We start from the raw sequence: 20,448 nt of genomic DNA, 5'->3' as shown, positions 1-20,448 counted from the left end.
AGGGGGCACATGGTGATGTCTGAGGGGAGACGGGGCCCGGTCGACGAGAGGCCCTACTTCTTTCTGAGCTATGCCCACACGCCGTCCTGGGGCCGGGGCGGCGGCGACCCGGACCACTGGGTGAACGTGCTCTTCCGGGATCTGTGCGAGCACGTCATGATGCTCACCGACCTGCCCGCGGGCGCGCCCGCCGGTTTCATGGACCGGGAGATGCGCTCAGGGGAGGGGTGGCCGGACAGGCTGAGCGAGAACCTGGCAACCTGCCGGGTGTTCGTGCCGTTGTTCTCGCCGCGCTACTTCACCAGTGAGATGTGCGGCCGGGAGTGGTTCGCGTTCAACGAACGGATCGTGTACGCCAGGGCGACGACCGGCGCCGCGGACCTGCCCGCCATCGTGCCGGCCCTGTGGACCCATGTGGATCTCAGCCAGCTCCCCGACTCCGTACGGCATGTACGCGTCGAGCACTCCTCATTCGGCAGCCGCTACCTGGACTACGGGCTCTATGGCCTGATCAAGCTCACCCGACTGAGGGACGAATACGACGAGGCCGTGCTGGCCCTCGCCCAGCGCATCGTGCGGGTCGCCCACGAAACGCCGCTGCCGTCGGGCCGTCCCCGCCCGTACGAGTCGACGCCCAGCGCGTTCAGGCCGCGGGGCGAGGGCCCTCGGCGTATCCATCTGACGGTGGCGGCGCCCACCCTGGACAGCAAGCCGGAGCACCGGGACAGCGGCCCGTACGGCTACGACGCCCAGGACTGGAACCCCTATCACGGTGAGTCGGCCCGCCCGCTGCCCGCCCTCGCGGAGGAACTGATCAGATCGCTGGACTACCGGATCACGGTGTCCAACTTCGACGACGAACACATGGGCACGGACGATGCCGGCGCACACGACTCGGACCGCCTCGCCGACGAGAAGTCGCCGCCGAGTCATCCGGAGATCCTGCTGATCGACCGGTGGGCGATCTCCGACGAAGAACGGCGGCGCAGGCTCAAGGCGTTCGACGCGAGCGCCGATCCCTGGATCAGCGCGGTCGTCCCGTGGAACCGCGCCGATCTGCAGTGCCACACCGAGGAGGGCCGACAACTCGCGGCGGACCTCGAACGCACCATGCCGCTGATCCTGGAGCGGGGCCGCCGGTTCGCCGGCCGGATAGCCGTCAACGGCGTCCCCACGCTGAAGGCGTTCACCGATGTGCTCCCCACTGTCGTGGCCCACACGACCCGGCAGTACCTCAGATATGCCCGGGCGTATCCGCCCGAGGGTCCTCAGGTGCCCCGGCCCCGTCTCACGGGCCCGATCCATCCATCGGACCGCGGCGCGGAAATCGACACAGGAGGAGAAGCATGACGACGCGGCAGGGCGGGCGCATCATCACCTTCTACTCGTACAAGGGCGGCACGGGCCGCACGATGGCCCTGGCCAACACGGCGTGGATCCTCGCGGCCAACGGCAAGCGGGTCCTGACCGTCGACTGGGATCTGGAGGCACCGGGCCTGCACCGGTTCTTCCATCCGTTCCTCGATCCCAACGCGCTCGCGGCGACCACCGGCGTGATCGACATCATCACGGAGTACTGCTGGGCCGCGACCACGGGCGGCCCCCGTTCCGGCCCCTGGCATGTGGACCTCGCGCGCGTCGAGCCGCACGCCGTCTCGCTGGCGCCCGAGCGCCTCGGTCTGCCCTTCCCCGACGGCGGCTCCCTCGACTTCCTGTCCGCGGGGCGGCAGAACCGCGAGTACTCGGCGACGGTGTCGTCCTTCGAGTGGGACAACTTCTACGAACGGCTGGGTGGCGGCCTGTTCCTCGACGCACTGCGCGACGACATGAGGGCCTCGTACGACTACGTACTCATCGACAGCCGCACCGGCCTGTCGGACAACGCGGATATCTGCACCATCCAGATGCCCGACATCCTCGTCGACTGCTTCACACTCAGTAGCCAGGCACTGGACGGTGCGGCAGCCGTGGCCGAGAGCCTGGCCGACGGCTACCGCAAACGACGGATCCGGGTACTGCCGGTACCGATGCGCGTCGACGAGGGCGAAAAGGAGAAGGTCGACGCAGGGCGGGCGCTGGCCCGCCTGAAGTTCGAGGGGCTGCCCAAGGGGGCTGGCGGGCAACCACTCAGCGCCGAGGAGCTGAACGCGTACTGGGGCAAGGTCGAAATCCCGTACCGCCCGTACTACGCGTACGAGGAGACCCTGGCGACCGTCGGCGATCCCAGCGGCATCACGAACTCCCTGCTGTCCGCCTTCGAGCGGCTCACCGGGGTGATCACCGACGGCGAGGTCACCCAGTTGCCGCCGATCTCCGAACAGGTGCGGCTGCAGTGTGTGGAGGCCTTCACCCGACGGCGGCCCGAAACCACGCTGCCGAGCGTACTGATCGTGTACACGGCGGAGAATCGCATGTGGGCCGAATGGCTGGAGGCAGTCCTCAAGCGTCCTGGCTGCGACGTGAGCCTGCACGACGTGTCCACCGGCCCGCCGAAGCAGCCGAGCCCGAAGACCCGTCCGATCGTGCTGCTGTCGAGCGCCTTCCAGAAGGCCCGGCACGCACTCACGGCCTGGCGCTCCCTCACCGGCACCACCGCGCACACGCCATCCACCGATGTGGTCCCGCTCCTCGTCGACGAAGTGCGGCTGCTCGACAGCTATCGCGGTCACCCGTTGGTGAACCTCCACCGGCTCGACGAGGCACAGGCTGTGACCACCCTGTACCGTTCCCTGGGCCTGCGGCCGGAGACGTTGGCGACCGGTGCGGCGGGCCCTCGATTCCCGGAGAGCACACCGAACGTGTTCGAAGCGCCTCAGCGCAACGCCACGTTCACCGGCCGGAATTCCGTTCTCGACCAACTGCGTGACCAGCTCCGCAGCGGCATGTCCGTCGTGTTACCGCAGCCCCAGGCACTGTTCGGGCTGGGCGGTGTCGGCAAGACACAGGTCGCGCTGGAGTACGTACACCGGTTCATGGCCGACTACGAACTCGTGTGGTGGATCTCCGCGGAGCATGTCGACAACGTCGTCTCCTCCCTGGCCGCACTCGGTTCCCTGATCGGTGCACCCGGCGGCGACGACATGGCACTGGTCAGTCAGGAGACCGTGCACATGCTGGCACGCGGCGTGCCGACGCAACGCTGGATCCTCGTCTTCGACAACGCCGACGACCCCACGGAGCTGCAACGCTTCTTCCCCCGTAGGGGCGGCGGCCACATCCTGATCACCTCCCGCAACCAGGCCTGGGCGCAGCAGGCCTCTTCGCTGCCCGTGGATGTGTTCCAGCGCCAGGAGAGTGTCGAGCACCTCTCGCGCCGCGCACCCGGGCTGACTACCGAGGACGCCGGACGGGTGGCGGACGCGGTGGGCGACCTGCCGCTCGCGGTGGAGGTGGCGGCGGCCTGGCTCGCCGAGACGGCCACGCCCATCGAGGAATACCTGAGGCTGCTGGCCGAGCAGACCACCCACGTACTCGACCTCAACCAGCCCGTCGACTATCCGGAGACCGTGGCCGCGACCTGGAACATCTCCATCGCCAGGCTGAAGGAGCGCTCGCCCGCCTCGGTACGGTTGTTGCAGTTGTGCGCGTTCATGGCACCGGAACCGATCTCCTCGCACCTCCTTTACAGCAAGGAACTACTCGACGAACTACGCCAGGTGGACGCGAGCCTCCAGGAAAGCCTGATGCTGGGCCGGGTCATCCGCGAGATCGCCCGGTTCGCGCTCGCCAAGATCGACCAGGCCGGCAACAGCATCCAGATCCACCGGCTGGTGCAGGCCGTGATCCGTGCCCAGCTCACCGAGAACGAGCAGCGGACCGCCCGGCATGTCGTCCACACCATTCTCGCCGGTGCCCGGCCGGACGGCGACGAGCCCTCCGACGATCCCGCGACATGGCCGCGTTTCGAGGTCATCTGGCCCCATCTGCGCCCCTCGGGCATCCGCGACTGCGACCTTGCCGAGCCACGCCGTCTGCTCATCGACCAGGTTCGGTACCTGTGGAAGCGCGGCAGCTTCACCGCCGCGGCGCGGCACGCGAACGAGTTGCTGGAACACTGGAAACCCCTCCTCGGCGAGGACCACAGGCAGTACATGTATCTGCGCTGTCAGCTCGCCAACGTGCTGCGCTCTCAAGGCCGTTACGTCGAGGCAAAGGAAATCGACGAGGATCTGCTGGACCGTCAGCGCCGCGTCCTGGGCAGGACGCATCCGCACGCCTACATCACGGCCTCCGGCCTCTCCAGCGACCTCGCGGCCCTGGGCGAGTACCAGCTGGCGGTCACCGTGGCCGCGGAAGCCCATGAGGGGTTCGGCCAGATCTTCCACGAGTCGCACCCGCGAACGCTGAGTGCGGCGAACAACCTCGCTCTGGCGCTGCGCATGGTCGGCAACCATCACAGAGCCCGTGAAATCGACCAGAACACCTATGACCGCCGTATGGAGGTCTTCGGCCCCGAGCACCCCTACACCCTGGCGTCAGCCTCAAGTCTCGGCCGCGACCTTCGCGAAGTCGGTCGTTACACAGAGTCGGTGTCGCTTCTGTCCAGGGCCTACGATGCCCACAAGAGCGCTCTGGGCAAGGACTACCCCGGCACGCTCAGCTGCGCCAAAGCGCTGGCGGTGTCGCTGCGCCGGGCGGGTCAGTTCGAGGACGGGCACCGGCTGACCAAGGCGACCCAGGCCCAGTACCGGATCCAGTACGACGCGCCGACTCCCGACTCGCTCGCCTGTGACCTGAACTGGGCGGCGGATCTGTATGCCGCCGATGAACGGGACGAGGCCCAGCGGGTGGCCCGGATGGCACTGGCCGAGTACATGAAGGCTCCGGGTGAGCGGCATCCGTACACTCTCGCAGCACTCAACAACGTCGGTATCTATCAATGGAGTTGCGATGACGAAGAGGCCGGGGTGACATTCCAGCGAGTGATCCGGCTCATGGGCGACATGCTCGGCATGCAGCACCCTCATACTCTCTTCTGCCTCGCCAACTACGCCAACGTGCTCGCCGAGCAAGGCCGTTTGGAGGAAGCCTGGGCCTTGGAGGAACCGGCTCGCGACGCCCTGCGAACCGTCCTCGGTGCCCACCATCCCGAGACACTCGCGGTAGTCAGCAACTCGGCGCTCACACTGCGCTCCCTCGGACGTGCCGAGGAGGCGGAGCGACTGCGCAAGGAGACGCTGGCCGAACTGAACCGGCAGGGGAACCTGCTGGGAAGCGACAACGGGATCACCCGGCTGGTGATTCAGGAACGGCGCGTATACCGGGATCTGGAGCCACTGGCGGTATGACCTCCTCGGGGGTCAGGGTGGCGTCCTCCGTCGGCGTACGACGCCTTGAGGGGGATTCAGGGATCGAGGATCAGGCGGTCGAGGTGTCGGACAGCGCCATGTCGTCCAGCAGCCAGTTCAGCACGTCGGGCAACACCCGCAAGGCCCCGAAGTGCGCCGCCCTCGGTTCGAAGACCGTAGTGGCCTTCGGAATCCGCTCCGCGAGCCACGACGAGTGCGCGGACGGGGAGAAGACGTCCTTGCCGCCGTGCCACAACATCACCGGCACCGGGATGTGGGCCGGATCGAACCCCCACGGCCCGGTCAGGGCGAGCGCGTCATCGATCCAGCCGTACGGTGAAGCCCGCAGCGCCTCGAGGTAGTTTCGCATCAGCATCGAGCGGATGCCGTTGTCGGAGACGATCTTGCGGTCGTCGTCGGTCAGGTCCTGCCGGAGTTCCTCCAGCAATCTGGCGGGGTCGGAGCGGATCGCGTGGGAACGCGGGATGAGCCGCGCGACGAAACGCTCGGGGTCGGTGACCGCGGTGCGGAACTCGTCGACGTTGGAAGGAGACATTCCCGCGAACCAGTCGAGCCCCTCGGCGTCCGGCGGCGCGAGGGGCACGAGGGCGGCCGCCCGGGTCACCCGGCTGGGCATCAGGGCCGCACAGGCAAGCGCGTGCGGAGCACCGGCGGAGCGGCCCACCACCGCGAAACGGTCGAGGCCCAAGGCGTCGGCGACCGCGGCCACGTCCTCCGCGACGTCCACGACCCGGCGGCCGGGCATACGGTCGGAGCCCCCGTACCCCGGGCGGTCGTAACTGATCAGCAGGACGCCACGCTGGTAGAGGAACATGGGGCGCGGACGGGGACCGACCCTGCTGCCGGGCATACCGTGCAGCAGGAAGACCGGATGCCCGCGCGGGTCCCCCGACCACTCGACGCGCAACAGCCGCCCGTCCGACGTCCGGACGCGGTCCAGCGTCGGCACCAGGTCCTGCACTGCGTTTCCCCTCTTCCTGGCCCCACGGACCGGAACCACGCTGCCGGAACTCGTCCCGTGCGTCCAGGCAACGGCACGTATTGATGCCAACCTAGCTCAGGGTCAATGACGGGGGGGAAGAACATGAGCGGCATCGGCTGGGCCGATACGGGTGGCGAGGCGGGCGGGGGCCTACACATGCCTTGACTTCACGATCCCTTCACGTCAGATTCGATGCTCCGCACCACGTCCGGGACGCGGCCGCCCCATGCGCCTCCCGGGGGAACGGCACGGCCACCCATCCCTTCGCGAGGCTGGAGCGTCCTGCATGTCCAAGAGCGCGGATCCTGAGAGACGTACGGCGGCACCGGCGGGGCCTTCGCGCCGGCGGGTGCTCGGCACGGCCGCCGGTGCGGGTGCCGTCCTCGCGACGAGCGGTGGGCTCGCGGGAACGGCCGCGGCCGCCGCCCCACCCCTGCTCGGCACCTACGACGTCGTCGTCATCGGCTCCGGGGCCGCCGGGATGACCGCCGCGCTCACGGCGGCCAAACAGGGGCTGAGCTGTGTCGTCGTGGAGAAGGCGGGGACGTTCGGGGGGTCCGCCGCACGCTCGGGGGCGGGGATCTGGCTGCCGAACAACAGCGTGATCAAGGCGGCCGGGGTGCCGGACACCCCGGCCAAGGCGGAGCGGTATCTCGCGGCCGTCGTCGGGGACGCCGTTCCCGCCGACCGGCAGAAGGCCTTCCTCGACCACGGGCCCGCCATGCTGTCGTTCGTCATGGCGAACAGTCCGTTGCGGTTCCGGTGGATGGAGGGGTACAGCGACTACTACCCGGAGCTGCCGGGCGGGCTGCCGGGCGGGCGGTCCATCGAGCCGGACCAGTTCGACGGGAACGTGCTGGGCGATGAGCTGGCGCGGCTCAATCCGGCGTATCTCGCCGTGCCGGCCGGGATGGTGGTGTTCAGCGCCGACTACAAGTGGCTGGCGCTGACCGCGGTGAGCGCGAAGGGGCTGGCCGTCGCCACGGAGTGTCTCGCGCGGGGCACGCGGGCGGCGCTGCTCGGGCAGAAGCCGCTCACCATGGGGCAGGCACTGGCGGGCGGACTGCGGGCCGGGCTGCTCGGCGCCGGCGTGCCGGTGTGGCTCAACTCCCCTTTGACGGACCTGCACCTGGAGAACGGAACGGTGACGGGAGCGGTCGTCACCCGGAACGGCTCCCCCGGACTCGTCCGCGCCCGCCGTGGCGTGATCGTCGGCTCCGGCGGCTTCGAGCACAACGCGGCCATGCGGGCGCAATACCAGGAGCAGCCCATCGGGACGCAGTGGACCGTCGGCGCGAAGGAGAACACGGGGGACGGGATTCGCGCCGGGCAACGGGCGGGCGCCGATGTGGACCTGATGGACGACGCCTGGTGGGGGCCGACCATTCCCACCCCCGGCCAGCCGTGGTTCTGTCTCGCCGAACGCACGCTGCCCGGCGGGCTGTTGGTCAACGCGGCCGGTGCGCGGTTCGTCAACGAGGCGGCGCCGTACAGCGATGTCGTCCACACGATGTACGAGCGGGACACCCCGTCCGCCGGGCACATCCCGGCCTGGCTGATCGTCGACCAGAACTACCGCAACCGGTACCTCTTCAAGGACATCGCGCCGACGTTCCCGTTCCCCGACGAGTGGTACGACGCCGGGGCCGTCCACAAGGCGTGGACCCTGGACGCGCTCGCCACGGCCATCGGTGTCCCGGCCGCCGCCCTGCGCGCCACCGTCGACCGCTTCAACTCCCTTGCCCGGCAAGGGGACGACCCCGACTTCGGGCGCGGCGACAGCGCGTACGACCACTACTACACGGACCCGTCGGTCCAGCCCAACTCCTGCCTGGCACCTTTGTGGCTACCGCCGTTCTACGCCCTCCGGATCGTCCCCGGCGACCTCGGCACCAAGGGCGGCCTCCTCACCGACGCCCGCGCCCGCGTCCTCCGCCCGGACGGCTCGGTCATCCCCGGCCTGTACGCGGCGGGCAACGCCAGCGCCGCCGTGATGGGCCGCAGTTACGCGGGCGCCGGGTCGACGATCGGCCCCGCGATGACGTTCGGCTACGTGGCGGCGCTGGACATCGCGGGAAAGCTGCAGGTCAGCTGAGGTGTCGTAGGTCAGCCCAGGTGGCGTGGGTCAGCCCGTACGTCGTAGGTCAGCCCAGGTGGCGTAGGTCGATCCATGGAACCGTGTCGCCGTCCAGCAGATAGCGCTCGGTCTCCACGAAGCCGTGCGTGAGCGCGAACCGCAGTCCGTCCCCGTTCGATTCCAGTACGCAGGTCTCGATCACCCGGGCGCCCAGTTCCCGCGCCCGCCGCAGCGCCCGCTCGTACACCTGCTCGCCGAACCCCCGCCGCCGGTGTTCGGCGAGCACCCGCGCGATCACCGTGGCCGTGGCGGTGTCCCCCTCGGGCGGACGGACCGTGGAGTTGCCGACGAGGACGCCGTCGACGTGGGCGAGTTCCAGGTGGTGGCGTACGGCGCGCTCCCGGACGTCGTCGAGGGAGAGCAGGTGCGTCGGGATGATCGTGTTGTGGACGTACCGCCAGGCTTCGAGTTCCTCGTCGCCGGCCGCACCGTCCACGCGCCTGATGACGAGGTCGGTCACGCGTCACCCCCGGGAGCGCTCCCCGCCATGTCATCGTCGCCGTCGAGCAGCGCGTACGCCCGTACCGGGAACGTGCCCATGCCCTCGACGGCCGGTGGCGCGGCGTGGAAGCGGAAGCCCTGCGGGGGCAGTTGCTCCAGGCCGCGCAGGTGTTCCACGACGGGGATGCCGGCGGCCAGGAGGCCCGTGTGGGCGGGACGGGTGCCGTCGTCGGTGTCGTCGATGTTGAGGGTGTCCATGCCGACGAGGGCGGCGCCCTGCTCGACGAGCCGGGCGACGGCGTCGGCGGTCAGGTAGGGGTGGCCCTCGCCGTACTGGTCCGTCCCCCAGTGCCGGTCCCAGCCGGTGTGGATCAGCACGGCCCGCCCCGTGACGTCGTACGGCAGCAGCGCCTCGCGGTCCACGGCCCGGCGCCCGGTGTCCTGAACGCGTACGACGATGCCGTCGAGGTCGGTGAACCTGTCGATCGGCAGCGCGGCGAGGTCGTGTCCGCCGCCGAAGCGGTGGTAGGGGCTGTCGAGGTAGGTGCCGGTGTTGGACACCATCGAGATACGGCCGATGGCGAACTCGGTGCCGGGCGCGTAGATCTCCCGCGAGGCGTCCCGGGAGAGGTGCTCGCCGATCTCGGGCCCGGGAAGTCCGGGGTAGGTGATCATTCCGTGCCGGATGCGGTGGCTGAGATCGACGACCGCGTGCGCGTTCATGCCCCGATCCTCCATGCGGTGTCACTTCACCACAAGCAAGATTCACTGAAGCGGCATCGCGGCATCCGGCGCGGTGGGCCCGGTGACCCCCGGCTGACCGAAGCGCCCCGAAGGGGCGCGGGGCTGTCTCGATATGCGGCTCCGCCGCGTGGGCGCGACCAGCCACACACAACCCGCACGCGCCCACCAGAGCCACCAGCCGAGCTCCTGGGCCGGCCGCGTGCCGCTACCGAACGGACCCGGCGCGCTCCTCCACCCGCCCCGCGTCAGCCGCGGCCTCGGCCTCGGCCTCCGCCTTCGGCGCACCCGCCTTCTTGCCGAACCCCCACCGCCCCGGCAGCACCGCGAGAACGATCACCGTCCCGGCGGCCATGATGATCCCCCCGATGAGGCTGGTCTGGGCGACACCATGGGCGAAGGCCTGGTGGACGGCGTCCACGACGGCCTGCGCCTGCTGCGGCCCGGCGGACGGATCCTGGGCGATGCGCTCGGCGACGGCCAGCCCACCACCGACGGAGTCCTCGGCCGTTTCCATCGCCGCGGCCGGAAGCCGGTTGCCCACCAGGTCGGACAGCTCGTCCCGGTAGGCCGTCCCCAGCAGGGAGCCCAGCACCGCGATTCCCAGGGCGCCGCCCAGCTCCAGCGCGGTGTCGTTGGCACCACCACCGACGCCCAGCTCGGACTCGGGGAAGGAGTCCATGATCGTGTCGGTGGCCGGAGAGACGCTCAGCCCGATCGCGAAGCCCAGCATCATCATCGGCGCCAGGAAGTCGGTGTAGGTGGAACCCGACTCGATCCCCGTGAGCAGGAACACGCCCGCGGTGCCGATGACCATGCCGGTCACGACCATGGCCTTCACACCCAGCTTCGGGGTCAGCTTCCCGGTCACCACGGCCCCGAGGAAGACGGCACCGGCCAGCGGCAGCAGCCGTACACCCGTGTCCAGCGCGTCGTAGCCCAGGACGAACTGCAAGAACTGCGTGGAGTAGTAGATCGCGCCGAACGTGCCGAAGAAGAAGAACAGCACCGCGAGCATCGAACCGCTGAAGGGCCGCAGCGCGAACTTGCGCACATCCAGCATCGGGTGCGGGTGACGCAGTTCCCAGGCCACGAAGGCGATCAGGCCGACACCGGCGACCACGGCCGCGGTGACCGGGCCGACGCCCCACCCGAAGTGCGGGCCCTCGATGGCCGCGTACACCAGTGAACCCACGGAGACGATCGACAGCAGGCCGCCCACGTAGTCGATCCGGCCCATGCCCTCCGCCCTGGACGGCGGCACCAGGACGAGGGCGCCGACGACGGTGACGACGGCGATGGGCACGTTGATCAGGAAGGTCGAGCCCCAGGCGTGGTCCTCCAGCAGCCAGCCGGCCACCAGCGGGCCGACGGCGATGGCCAGCCCCGAGGTCGCGGTCCAGGCGGTGATGGCCTTGACCCGCTCGCTCCGTGGGAAGGTCGCGACCAGCAGCGACAACGTGGCCGGCATCACGACGGCGGCGCCGACACCCATGATCGCGCGGGCCGCGATGACCATCGACGTCTCGTCGACCAGACTGCCCATCACCGAACCGGCCGCGAAGATCACCAGACCGGCGATCAGCGCTCCGCGTCGGCTGTACTTGTCGCCGATCGAGCCCAGCACCAGCATCAGCGCGGCGTACGGAACGGTGTAGCCGTCGACGACCCACTGCAGATCGCTGCTGCTCAGGCCCAGGTCGGTGGTCATGTCGGGGGCGGCCACGATCAGTGAGGTGTTCGCCATCACCACGATCAGCAGGCTCAGGCACAGCACGAGCAGCGCCCACCAGCGCCGTATGTACGGCCCGGTCATCTTCTCCACGGGGGTGTTCGCGAGGAAGGGCATCGGAAGCTCCTAAAGGGACGGGTAGGACGAGCGAAACCACTTAATTGCTCATCGATGTGCAGACTAGTTTATTGCCCACCGACGTGCAACTATCGCAATGACCCCCTTCCCTCGCCCCGACCCGAGGTGCCGATGTGACCAGCCGACCAGCACCAGCACCAGCACCAGCACCAACGCCGATGCCGATGCCATACGCGGCGCAGCGCCGTGACGCGCGCGCCACCCGCGCCCGGATCCTGGAGGCGGCCCGGCGGGAGCTGACCCGGGACCCCGACAGCCGTCTCGCCGACATCGCCGCAGCCGCCGGAGTGGCCCGGCGCACCGTCTACGTCCACTTCGCCGGCCGGGCCGCGCTCGTCGACGGCCTGGCCGCGGAGGCCGCGGAGGCGATCCGGCTCGCGGTCACGGGCATCCTCACCCCGGCGCCCGACGCCACGAACGACCTGGCGCGCTTCGTCCTCACCATGTGGGCGGTCGGCGACCGCTACCGCACCCTCATCCGGCTGGCCCGCCAGGATCTCGGCCCCGACCGTGTCAACGAACTGCTGGCCCCGGCCCGCGAATGGGTCACGAGGGTCCTCACCCGCGGTCAGCGGCAGGGCGTCTTCCAGACCACGGTCCCGCCGGCCCCGCTCAGCCGCGCCATCGAGGCCCAGCTGCTGACCCTGCTCGACTGCGTCAACCACGGCATCTGGTCCGACGACGGCACCAGCGCCGCCACCGCCGCCCTGATCGCCGCCGGGGTCACCCCCGACACGGCCGCCGCGAAGGTCCGCCACCTACGCGGGACCGGGTCGCCCCCGTAGCCCCGCCGAAACCCCCGAACCCTCTGAAACCCCCGAATTTCCCAGTAGTTCGCGGTCGCCGATGTCTCGTCAGCCCTGGAAGCCCCGAGTTCGACTATGCGTACGGGTACGGGTACGGGACGCCGGGTCAGGCCTCGTCGGCCCGGGCCGCGCGCATCTCCGTCGCTACCTTCTCGACCACGGCATCCGCCCGCTTCTCGGGCACACCGGCCGCGATGAGGGTGGTCACGGCGATCCGGTGCCCGCCGTCGTCCTCCAACGCCCCGGTGTTGACGGCCTCCAGGAGGGTGACGTGCATCGCCTCCAGCCCGGCGCTCAGTACGGCGGGCGGCAGATGGGAGTGGAAGACACCGTCTTGCTGGCCCCGCTCCAGGATGCCCGCGACCGCCTCACGGGCCGGCGCCAGCACCTCGGCCACCCGCTCGGCGCCCAGGTCCCGCCGGGCCAGCGCCAGGAGCATCCGGTAGCGGTCCCCGACGGGCCACATGGTGAACACGAACTGCGCCAGCGCCCGCTCGGCCGGCTCCCCCGGCTCCGGCCCGGCCGCCACGGTGCTCCGCAGCGTCTCGGCGGCCTCCACGGCAAGGGCTTCCAGCAGCGCCGCCCGTCCCGGGAAATGCCCGAAGAGGGTGCGCCGCACGACCCCGGCGGCCCGCGCCAGCTCCTCCAACGTGATGTCGGGGTTCCGCCCCAGCTCCTCACGGGCCGTGGCCAGGATGCGCGCCCGATTGGACCGCGAATTACGACGCAACGGCTCGCGGGCCACGGACTTGGTCACGGAGACACCCTCGGAGGATCAGTACGGAGGATCAGTACGGAGGACAGCGGAACGGAACGAACACCAGGGCCCATTTTGGCACGACGGCACCAGACACGAGAGGACTCCGCCGCAGCACCGGAGCCACCGGGCCCCGCATGACGTCAGGCTCGTCCAGGTCGGTTCTGGTGCGTGCCGCGGCTCTCGTCCGGACGCCGCTCAGCAGGGCGCTCGGGTGACTGCCGCTCGTCACGGCGGCAGACGTGCCCCACGCCTACGAACGATGTCCGGCGGCTCCGGGTCGATGCCCCTCGACGGCGGGTCGTTCGAGCCCCAGGCATCGATGCTCTTGACGGCCGGGCCACACAGCGGCACCACGTTGGACATCATCGGCAGCGTGGGAGTCGCGATCCTCGTGATCGTGGGCGCGCCCGTGGCGATGGACCGCCTGCCGCGACTACGCCGCCTGGCCAAACCGGTCATCGCCGTGGGCACCCTGTCCCTGACGGCCTACGTGGGCCACTTCGTCGCGCAGTCCAATGGATTCCACGAACCAGGCTGCGTATCCGGCGTGCAAGCCGCGGCAGCTCTGGGAGTGACCTGGAACTGAGGTGCAGAGGCGGCGGGAGGGTGCGGTCAGGTGCCGTCCGAGGCACCTGACCGGTTCGCCCACCGGTCCGCCGTCGCAAGCTCCGCCCTCCTCACCGGGGCTGAAGAGGTTGACACGCCCTCGAACGTGCGGCTGATCACCACTGCTGGCCGACGCCCGCGCCTCGTACGCCCGCTTGTGGGCCTCTTCCAGGAACGCCATCACGTCCGGCGCCAAGGTCGCCTGATCCATCGGCCTTCGCCGCGCCCTCACCGTCGAACGACAGCGTGCCCGCCGACTCCATCGCGCCCTGCACGGCACCGCCGTACAGCGTGATGCCCTTGTTCATGCGTTCATGCCATCGGCGGCCTCCCGCACCGTGGAGATCACCACCCCCACGCGTCCCTGCTCACGCCGGAACCGGGATGGCCCAGGACAGCGTCCCGCCGTCCTCCTGAACCCGCGCCGGGCTCTTGGCCCGCGCCGTGGTCCACGTCCCGCCGTCGGCGAAGACGAACAGGCGTAGCACCAGGAAACGTCCGATTCCGGTGAGCGCGGCGGCGCCGAGGTAGACGGCCTGCTCGAGCAGCATCCCGGCCGACGGCTGCACCGCTTGCAGTACGAGCATCGCGGCGCACGTCACCACGTAGGCGACCGAGGCCGACCCTGCGGACTGCACGTGCTCGCGCCATCCGGCATGCCGCCCGGCCCCGAAAGTGAAACGGGCGTGGAGCTCTGTGGCGAGGAGGGTGGAAGCGACGGTGATCAGCGCGTTCGCCACCACCCAGGGAACCAGCCCGGCCAGCAGCGCCACGGCCAGACTGGAGGCGACCCCGACACCGCCGCCGCACAGCACGAACCGGGAAAAGGCACCGAGCGGACCAGGAACAGCCTGTGGCCGGCATGCGTCGTCCATGCCGGCTTCCACCTGCTCGACACGCGGCGCTCTCCTCGTCCGGGCGGCCGTCCCGCGTCGCATCGCCTCCAACGCAGTTCTTCCGCTTGGTCGGTGTCCCACCATCTGCTCTCTCCGTTTTCGGTGACAGGATCACCGTCGCGGAAGTTGATGAGAGTTCTGTGAGCCACCAATGATCGACGGCTGAGCTTTCTCAGCGCCGTCCCGGCCCGCAGCGTGCGAGGTCCGGTGCCCCGGCACGCGGCCGAATCGGCGACTCGAACGGCGGGGTGATCAGTACTCCAGCTCGGGGCGCAGGCGCAGCGGGCCGCCTACCGTGTGGAGGTGCCGCAGTACCTGGACGTAGGAGTCGAAGAGCCCGGTCTCGTGGTACGCGATGCCGTGCCGGGCACAGTAGGCGCGCACGAGTTCCTGCGCATGGCGCAGGCTGGGCCGCGGCATGGAGGGGAACAGATGGTGCTCGATCTGGTAGTTGAGCCCGCCGAGCGCGAAGTCGGTGAGTCGGTGACCGCGGATGTTGCGTGACGTCAGTACCTGCCGACGCAGGAAGTCGACCTTGTCGTCCTTGCCGAACAGGGCCATGCCCTTGTGGTTCGGGGCGAACGAGCACCCCATGTACAGGCCGAACAGACCTTGGTGCACGACGAGGAAGACGACTGCCTGCACGGGAGTCAGGACCAGGAACAATGCGGCGAGATAGCCGCCGAGATGCGCCGTCAGCAGACCCGCCTCGGCCACCTTGGTCGTCCGCGAGGTCGCCGTGCCGGTGCGGTCGAGCAGTGCCCGTACGCCGGCGACGTGCAGGGCGAGTCCTTCCAGCAGCAGCATCGGGAAGAACAGCCAGGCCTGGTGACGGGCCAGCCATGCGTACGCCCCGCTGCGGACGCGGGCGTGGTCCTCGGTGAAGGCGATCGCGCCGTCGGCGATGTCGGGGTCGCGGTCGACGTGGTTCGGGTGGGAGTGGTGCCGGTTGTGCTTGGCGATCCACCAGCCGTAACTGAGGCCGATCAGCAGGTCGGCGTGCACGCGGCCGAGCAGGTTGTTGACGCGCTTGGAACCGGCGATCTGGTGGTGTCCCGCGTCGTGCCCGATGAATCCGGTCTGGGTGAACATCACGGCGAGGAAGGCGGCGGTCAGCAGCTGCCACCACGACTCCCCGATCAGGGCGAACGCGGTCCAGCCGGCGGCCAGCAGGAGGAGGTTCGCGCCGACCTTGACGGAGTAGTAGCCCGGCCGCCGCTTCAGCAGCCCGCTCCGCTTCACCTCACGGGAGAGCGCGGCGTAGTCGCTGCCCCGGGTTCCGGGAGGGGGGTTCGTCGTCTCGGCGACCTGGGCCGTCGGATCGGTGCCCAGGTTGATGATGTCACTGCTCACGGTTTTCCTTTCGGGATGTGCGGGACCGGTACCACCGGCGCGGGGCAGGGCGCCGGACGCAGGGGCAGGGCGCCGGACGCGGGAGGTCCGTACGGAAACAGACGGATGCAGCACGAGACAGGCCCGCGATACGGGCCTGTCTTGACGAGACGTCCTCAGAGCCGAGTGGTGGACGAAGATCGATCGCGCGATCCCGGGCTGTTGGTCGCCGGCGGTCGGAGAAGACCCCCGAAACGACAAAACGCCCGCTGTCAGAACTCCGCGGGCGCTTCCACGTTCGCAAACTTCAACCACAACCACTCGCTAGAACGTCCGGTGCGCCGGGAATGTTCCCACCTGGGCCGGGAAGGGCTCGGTGACGCGCCCGGCGGGTGGGCGGTTCCGGAGTCCGGACCCGGCGCATGTGGGGTTCGGAGGGGAGTACGGTTGCGGCACCGAGCGCACCTCGCACGCCGTCACCCGTTTCGGCGTCGCCCTCGGAGAACGGCACAGGCCGGCGCGCATCGGATCCGGCCGGAGAAGAGCCGCGCCATGCCCCCTGGCTTGTACTGCCACGCCATCTTCCGTATCCGGTCCCGCGCAGCGAGGTAGCGGATTTCCTGGCTACCGATCAGTACGCCCGACCCGATCAGCACGGCTCCGAACCGATCAGCACGGCTCCGAACCGATGAGCACGGCTCCGAACCGATGAGCACGGCCCTGAACCGATCAAGAGGATGCGGACACATGTATTCACAGGACTCGATCTCCAGCCGCCGCCGCGGCCGCCCCGAACCCACCCCGGAAATGCTCTCCGGGCTGGCCTGCCTCATGTGCGGCACCGACTACCGGAACGCCCCCGATCCGGAGGTCGTGGTGGTCTCCCACCGCCACGACAAGCAACTGCTCGCCTGCCAGGGCACGTGCGCGCGCATGGCGAGCGGGTCGGTCGACGGTCTGGACGAGACACCCCTCCCGCTGGCTGAGCGCGTACGCAGGCACGGGGCCGACGGCTCCTGATCCGTGGCGAACGGGTCCGCCCGTCGAGGATGACGGTGCCCTGCGGCAGTGGGGCCGTGGCGATCCGGATCTGGAAGCCATGGGCGGCCATCTCCCGCAGAGCCTCCCGGTCGCGTTCGCCGGCGAGAACCGCGGGGCTGTACAGCTTGCGGAATCAGGACTTGCTCGGACGACTTGTTCATGAGACTCAGTCGGTATCATGCAGTCATGGCTCACGTTTCCGCGGCCGAACGCCGCCCTCAACTGATCAAAGCGGCCATCGACTTCATGACGAGGGAAGGAGTCGCGGCCGGGAGTACCCGTGCCATCGCCGCCGAGTTGGGGGTGGCCCAGGCCACGGTGCACTACACCTTCGGCACGAAGGAAGGGCTGTACCGCGCCGTCATGGAGCAGCTCACTCAGGATCTGATCACCCAGGTCGAGCAGGCCGCGCCGGCCGACGCCGGATTCGAGGAGACGGCCGGCGCCCTGGCCGCCGCCCTGTGGCGAACGGTGCGTGAGCAGCCCGCCAGCCATCAGCTCCTCACGGAACTGAGCATGTTCGCACTCCGCTCCCCCGCCCTGAGCGAGGCCCTGCAGAGCCACTACCAGGGCGTGACCGAGGTGACGGCAAGGCTGGTGGCGGAGGCGGCCGAGCGCACCGGCCAGCCCCTCGCCCAGCCCGCGGAAACGATCGCGCGGTTCTTCCTCGCCGGCTTCGACGGACTCACCATGCAACGCCTCACCCACCCCGACGAGGAGGCCGAGCACACCTGCCTCCAGGCCTTCGTGTCCGCCGTGGTGGCCATGGCCGGCGGCAGGCTGGACCTGGTGTCCGTACCCGCGAACTGACGACGGCCGGGCCCTCTCCTACGGGACGAGCGCGCCGGCCTGTGGCCTCGGTGGTGCGATACGGCGGGTGGCAGTCAGGGTCGATGTAGGACCCGGCACGACGCGGGTCCGATGCCGGGTTCACGGGAGTACTGCCGTACGGACGGGCAGCAGGCCCGTCCGTACGGATGAGAGCCGCCCCCGCGGCGGGGGCGGCTCATTGCCGGGCTGTGATGCAGGGCTCCTGAATGGGGTTCAGGGGGTGAGCACGAGGCGGATCGGGTCGCCGACCTTCTGCTCCAGCCGTGCCACGGCGTCGGCGGCGTGGGCCAGCGGGATGTGGTCGGTGACGGAGGGTGCGAGGTCGAGGCGGCCGGCCGACGCCAGGTCGATGAGCTGGGTCACGTGTTCGGGTCCGGAGCCGTAGTGGCCACGGATCTGGTGGGAGCGGTAGCTGAAGCCCATGCTGTCGGTGACGGTGATCGGAGCAGGGTGAAGCCCCGCCAGCACGAGGACCCCACCGGCCCCGAGGACACTGGCGGCCTGTTCGCGGACCGCGGGAACGCCGGCGAAGTCGAGCGCCACGTCCACGCCCCGGCCGCGGGTGGCTCGGCCCACGGCCTCGGCGAAGTCCGGGGCGGCCGGGTCGAGCGCGAAGTCCGCACCGAAGGCGAGGGCGCGCTCTCGGGCCTGCGGCAGCGGGTCGATGGCGATGACGGGTGCCGCGCCGACCAAGCGGGCCAGGCGGATGCCGTGCACGCCCAGGCCGCCCGCGCCCCAGATGCCGACGGCCTGCGCCGGGCGGACCGCGCCGGTCTCCACGATGGCGGCGTACGGGGTGGAGACCGCGTCGGGGATGATGGCCGCCTGGTCGAACGGCAGATGGTCGGGGATCGGGGCGAGCGTGTCCTCCCGCGCGATGGCGTACTCGGCCCAGCCGCCGTCGTAGTCGACACCGCGGGTGACCGGCTGCTGACACGGGGAGCGGCGCATGCAGTGGCCGCACTCTCCGCAGGCCTGTCCGGCCTGCAGGGCGACGCGCATGCCGGGGGACCAGTCGCCCCGCAGGTCCGGGCCGAGGCCGTGAATCACACCCGCCACCTCGTGCCCGAGGGTGACCGCCCGCGAGCGGGCGACCGCGTCGACCGGGACGGCGGGGGCGATGCTGCCGTCGATGAGGTGAACGTCGGACAGGCAGACTCCGGCCGCCTTGACCTTGATCAGTACCTCTCCCGGGCCAGGGGTCGGTACGGGGACCTCTTCGACGGCGAATGTCCGGGTGTCCAGGTGAAGGCGTCCGGCGAGCATCGTGCGCATGGCGAGAACCTCAGTTCGGTGATGGTGGGTTGGGTCGATGAGAGGGTCGGTCGGTTCGCGGCGCCCGGGCGGCTCACGCCGCGGTGACGAGCCCGCTGCCGACACGGTCGGCCGAGGTCATGGGGTGGCTCGCTCAGCAGGCGCCGAGGCCGGCCCGGCCTCGGTCGTCCCGGCCTCGGTCGTCCCGGGTGCTCCGCGGTCGGCTGCCTGGGCAGCCTCAGCACTGGCCCATGTCATCTTCAGCAGGGGGAGGGAGGCGACGAACGTGCCCAACGCGAGGGCGATGCCCAAGGGAACGGCGCCCGCGGCGTCCAGGATCACGCCGACGGCCAGCGGGCCGAGTCCGGTCCCCAGAGCTCCGGCTCCGCTGAGCGAGGCCACCAGCCGTCCGGAGGGGTCGAGCACCGCGGCGGCTGCCATCATCTGCACCAGGACGGCCAGGTGGCAGGCCTGCCAGACGACCGCCGCGATGATGAACAGCACCGGCTCCGTGGCGATGACGAGCACCCCCATCGCCACCGCCTGCACGGCGACGAAGCCGGCCATCGAGGGCATCCTGCCGAACGTGCGCGCGGCAGGCGGTCCCACCACGGCTCCGGCCAGCGCCACGACGCTGGAGACGGCCAGGACCGCGGCGACCACCGTGCCGGACATGCCGGTGTGCTCCCGGCCGAGGACGGATGCGTAGGCCCATGCGCCCTGGGTCACCGCCCACAGCAGCGCCGTACCGCCGAGCAGCACCCACGACGGACCGGGCCGCGGGGACGCGACCGCTCCACTCGGGACATCGGCCTGCTGCCGCGTGCCCGGGTTGTCGGGAAGGCAACCCACCAGGAACCAGGCAGGCAGGCAGCACAGCGCCAGCAGGACGAAACCCAGTCCCTCGCCCACGGAGTCGTTCAGGACCTGGACAGACATGATCAGCAACGCCGTCAGGCACACGGTCCCGGAGACCGTGACCGCGGACGCCTTGTCGGCGTCGTCGGTCGCGGCGAGGGCGGCCGTCGCGGACGCGTAGACCGCCCCCAGCCCGGCGCCCAGGAGCAGACTGGCCAGGATCAGCGTCATCGGGTCGAAGGCGGCTGCGGACGCCAGGCACCCCAGGGCGGCGACGCCCAGACCTGTGCGGGCCATTCCGGCACGGCCGGGCCGCGCGGCCCGGGCGGCCAGCAGGAGTGTGACGACCGCGGTCGCCATCAACTGCGCCGCCGCCACGAGTCCGGCACTGGACTCCGACATGTCGAAGCGAGCGGTGAAGTCGTCCACGAAGACGGGCATGACGTTCGCGCCGGCGTTGCCGAGCGTCACCCCGATGACGAGAGCCGCCGCCACCTTGAACGTCAGGGCGGTCCCGCCGCCGGCCTTCACCGGACACCTCGCTCGGAGCACTCCGTACGGCGGCCGGGCCGCTCACGGAGGGC

The 20,448-nt window shown here is 70.2% G+C and carries 16 protein-coding genes and 1 pseudogene; 7 read left to right on the top strand and 10 right to left on the bottom strand.

What is annotated here, in order from left to right; translation table 11 throughout:
• The first annotated feature begins 15 nt into the window (after positions 1–15).
• On the top strand, positions 16–1,350 hold the full coding sequence (locus tag JIX56_RS32305) for a TIR-like protein FxsC (RefSeq protein ID WP_257545772.1): 1,335 nt from the start codon (positions 16–18) through the stop codon (positions 1,348–1,350).
• On the top strand, positions 1,347–5,288 hold the full coding sequence (gene fxsT / locus JIX56_RS32300) for an FxSxx-COOH system tetratricopeptide repeat protein (RefSeq protein WP_257545770.1): 3,942 nt from the start codon (positions 1,347–1,349) through the stop codon (positions 5,286–5,288). Before JIX56_RS32305 ends, fxsT begins: the two co-directional genes overlap by 4 nt.
• 70 nt (positions 5,289–5,358) lie before the next feature.
• Here fxsT and JIX56_RS32295 read toward each other — a convergent pair whose 3' ends face one another.
• Entirely contained in the window at positions 5,359–6,270 is a 912-nt protein-coding gene (locus JIX56_RS32295; RefSeq protein ID WP_257545768.1) for an alpha/beta fold hydrolase, read from the bottom strand.
• Between the two features lie 307 nt (positions 6,271–6,577).
• On the opposite strand from JIX56_RS32295, the gene kstD reads away from it, so the two are divergent.
• Entirely contained in the window at positions 6,578–8,386 is a 1,809-nt protein-coding gene (gene kstD, locus JIX56_RS32290; RefSeq protein WP_257545766.1) for a 3-oxosteroid 1-dehydrogenase, read from the top strand.
• A 49-nt stretch (positions 8,387–8,435) separates the two neighbouring features.
• On the opposite strand, the gene JIX56_RS32285 is transcribed toward kstD, so the two are convergent.
• From JIX56_RS32285 to JIX56_RS32275, 3 genes are all read right to left on the bottom strand, one after another.
• Complete coding sequence (locus JIX56_RS32285; protein ID WP_257545764.1) at positions 8,436–8,888, bottom strand: GNAT family N-acetyltransferase; 453 nt, start codon at positions 8,886–8,888, stop codon at positions 8,436–8,438.
• Positions 8,885–9,592, bottom strand: a complete 708-nt coding sequence (locus tag JIX56_RS32280; protein WP_257545762.1) for a cyclase family protein — start codon at positions 9,590–9,592, stop codon at positions 8,885–8,887. Before JIX56_RS32280 ends, JIX56_RS32285 begins: the two co-directional genes overlap by 4 nt.
• 226 nt (positions 9,593–9,818) lie before the next feature.
• A complete protein-coding gene (locus JIX56_RS32275) occupies positions 9,819–11,459 on the bottom strand; it encodes an MFS transporter (protein ID WP_257545760.1) in 1,641 nt (546 codons plus the stop codon).
• Positions 11,460–11,638: 179 nt separating this feature from the next.
• Between JIX56_RS32275 and JIX56_RS32270 the strand changes: the two genes are divergently transcribed.
• A complete protein-coding gene (locus tag JIX56_RS32270; RefSeq protein WP_257545759.1) occupies positions 11,639–12,265 on the top strand; it encodes a TetR family transcriptional regulator in 627 nt (208 codons plus the stop codon).
• A 127-nt stretch (positions 12,266–12,392) separates the two neighbouring features.
• Here the strand turns inward: JIX56_RS32270 and JIX56_RS32265 are convergent, their stop codons facing one another.
• The gene (locus JIX56_RS32265; RefSeq protein ID WP_257545757.1) at positions 12,393–13,043 is read right to left on the bottom strand and encodes a TetR/AcrR family transcriptional regulator; all 651 of its coding nucleotides are present in this window, start codon (positions 13,041–13,043) and stop codon (positions 12,393–12,395) included.
• A gap of 268 nt (positions 13,044–13,311) precedes the next feature.
• On the opposite strand from JIX56_RS32265, the pseudogene JIX56_RS32260 reads away from it, so the two are divergent.
• Positions 13,312–13,632: pseudogene (locus JIX56_RS32260) on the top strand (DUF418 domain-containing protein); the annotation flags it as partial.
• Positions 13,633–13,768: 136 nt separating this feature from the next.
• On the opposite strand, the gene JIX56_RS32255 reads toward JIX56_RS32260, so the two are convergent.
• The 3 genes from JIX56_RS32255 to JIX56_RS32245 all read right to left on the bottom strand — a co-directional run bounded on the left by JIX56_RS32255 (position 13,769) and on the right by JIX56_RS32245 (position 15,901).
• Positions 13,769–13,960: a hypothetical protein gene (locus tag JIX56_RS32255; protein WP_257545755.1), complete on the bottom strand. Its 192-nt coding sequence runs from the start codon at positions 13,958–13,960 to the stop codon at positions 13,769–13,771.
• 60 nt (positions 13,961–14,020) lie between these two features.
• Positions 14,021–14,527 (bottom strand): GtrA family protein, encoded by a 507-nt coding sequence (locus JIX56_RS32250; protein ID WP_257545753.1) that lies wholly within the window; start codon positions 14,525–14,527, stop codon positions 14,021–14,023.
• Between the two features lie 273 nt (positions 14,528–14,800).
• Positions 14,801–15,901, bottom strand: a complete 1,101-nt coding sequence (locus tag JIX56_RS32245; protein WP_257545751.1) for a fatty acid desaturase family protein — start codon at positions 15,899–15,901, stop codon at positions 14,801–14,803.
• A 726-nt stretch (positions 15,902–16,627) separates the two neighbouring features.
• Here JIX56_RS32245 and JIX56_RS32240 point away from each other — a divergent pair.
• A complete protein-coding gene (locus tag JIX56_RS32240) occupies positions 16,628–16,900 on the top strand; it encodes a hypothetical protein (RefSeq protein WP_257545749.1) in 273 nt (90 codons plus the stop codon).
• A 207-nt stretch (positions 16,901–17,107) separates the two neighbouring features.
• Entirely contained in the window at positions 17,108–17,731 is a 624-nt protein-coding gene (locus JIX56_RS32235; protein ID WP_257545747.1) for a TetR/AcrR family transcriptional regulator, read from the top strand.
• A 234-nt stretch (positions 17,732–17,965) separates the two neighbouring features.
• On the opposite strand, the gene JIX56_RS32230 is transcribed toward JIX56_RS32235, so the two are convergent.
• Both JIX56_RS32230 and JIX56_RS32225 read right to left on the bottom strand, forming a co-directional pair.
• Positions 17,966–19,027 (bottom strand): zinc-binding dehydrogenase, encoded by a 1,062-nt coding sequence (locus tag JIX56_RS32230; RefSeq protein WP_257545746.1) that lies wholly within the window; start codon positions 19,025–19,027, stop codon positions 17,966–17,968.
• Between the two features lie 117 nt (positions 19,028–19,144).
• Positions 19,145–20,395, bottom strand: a complete 1,251-nt coding sequence (locus JIX56_RS32225) for an MFS transporter (RefSeq protein WP_257545744.1) — start codon at positions 20,393–20,395, stop codon at positions 19,145–19,147.
• Positions 20,396–20,448 lie beyond the last annotated feature (53 nt).

It is taken from the genome of Streptomyces sp. CA-210063 (assembly GCF_024612015.1).
Taxonomy (GTDB): Bacteria; Actinomycetota; Actinomycetes; order Streptomycetales; family Streptomycetaceae; genus Streptomyces.
The sequence above is the reverse complement of the archived record's forward strand: the minus strand, read 5'-3'. Positions and strand labels throughout refer to the sequence as shown.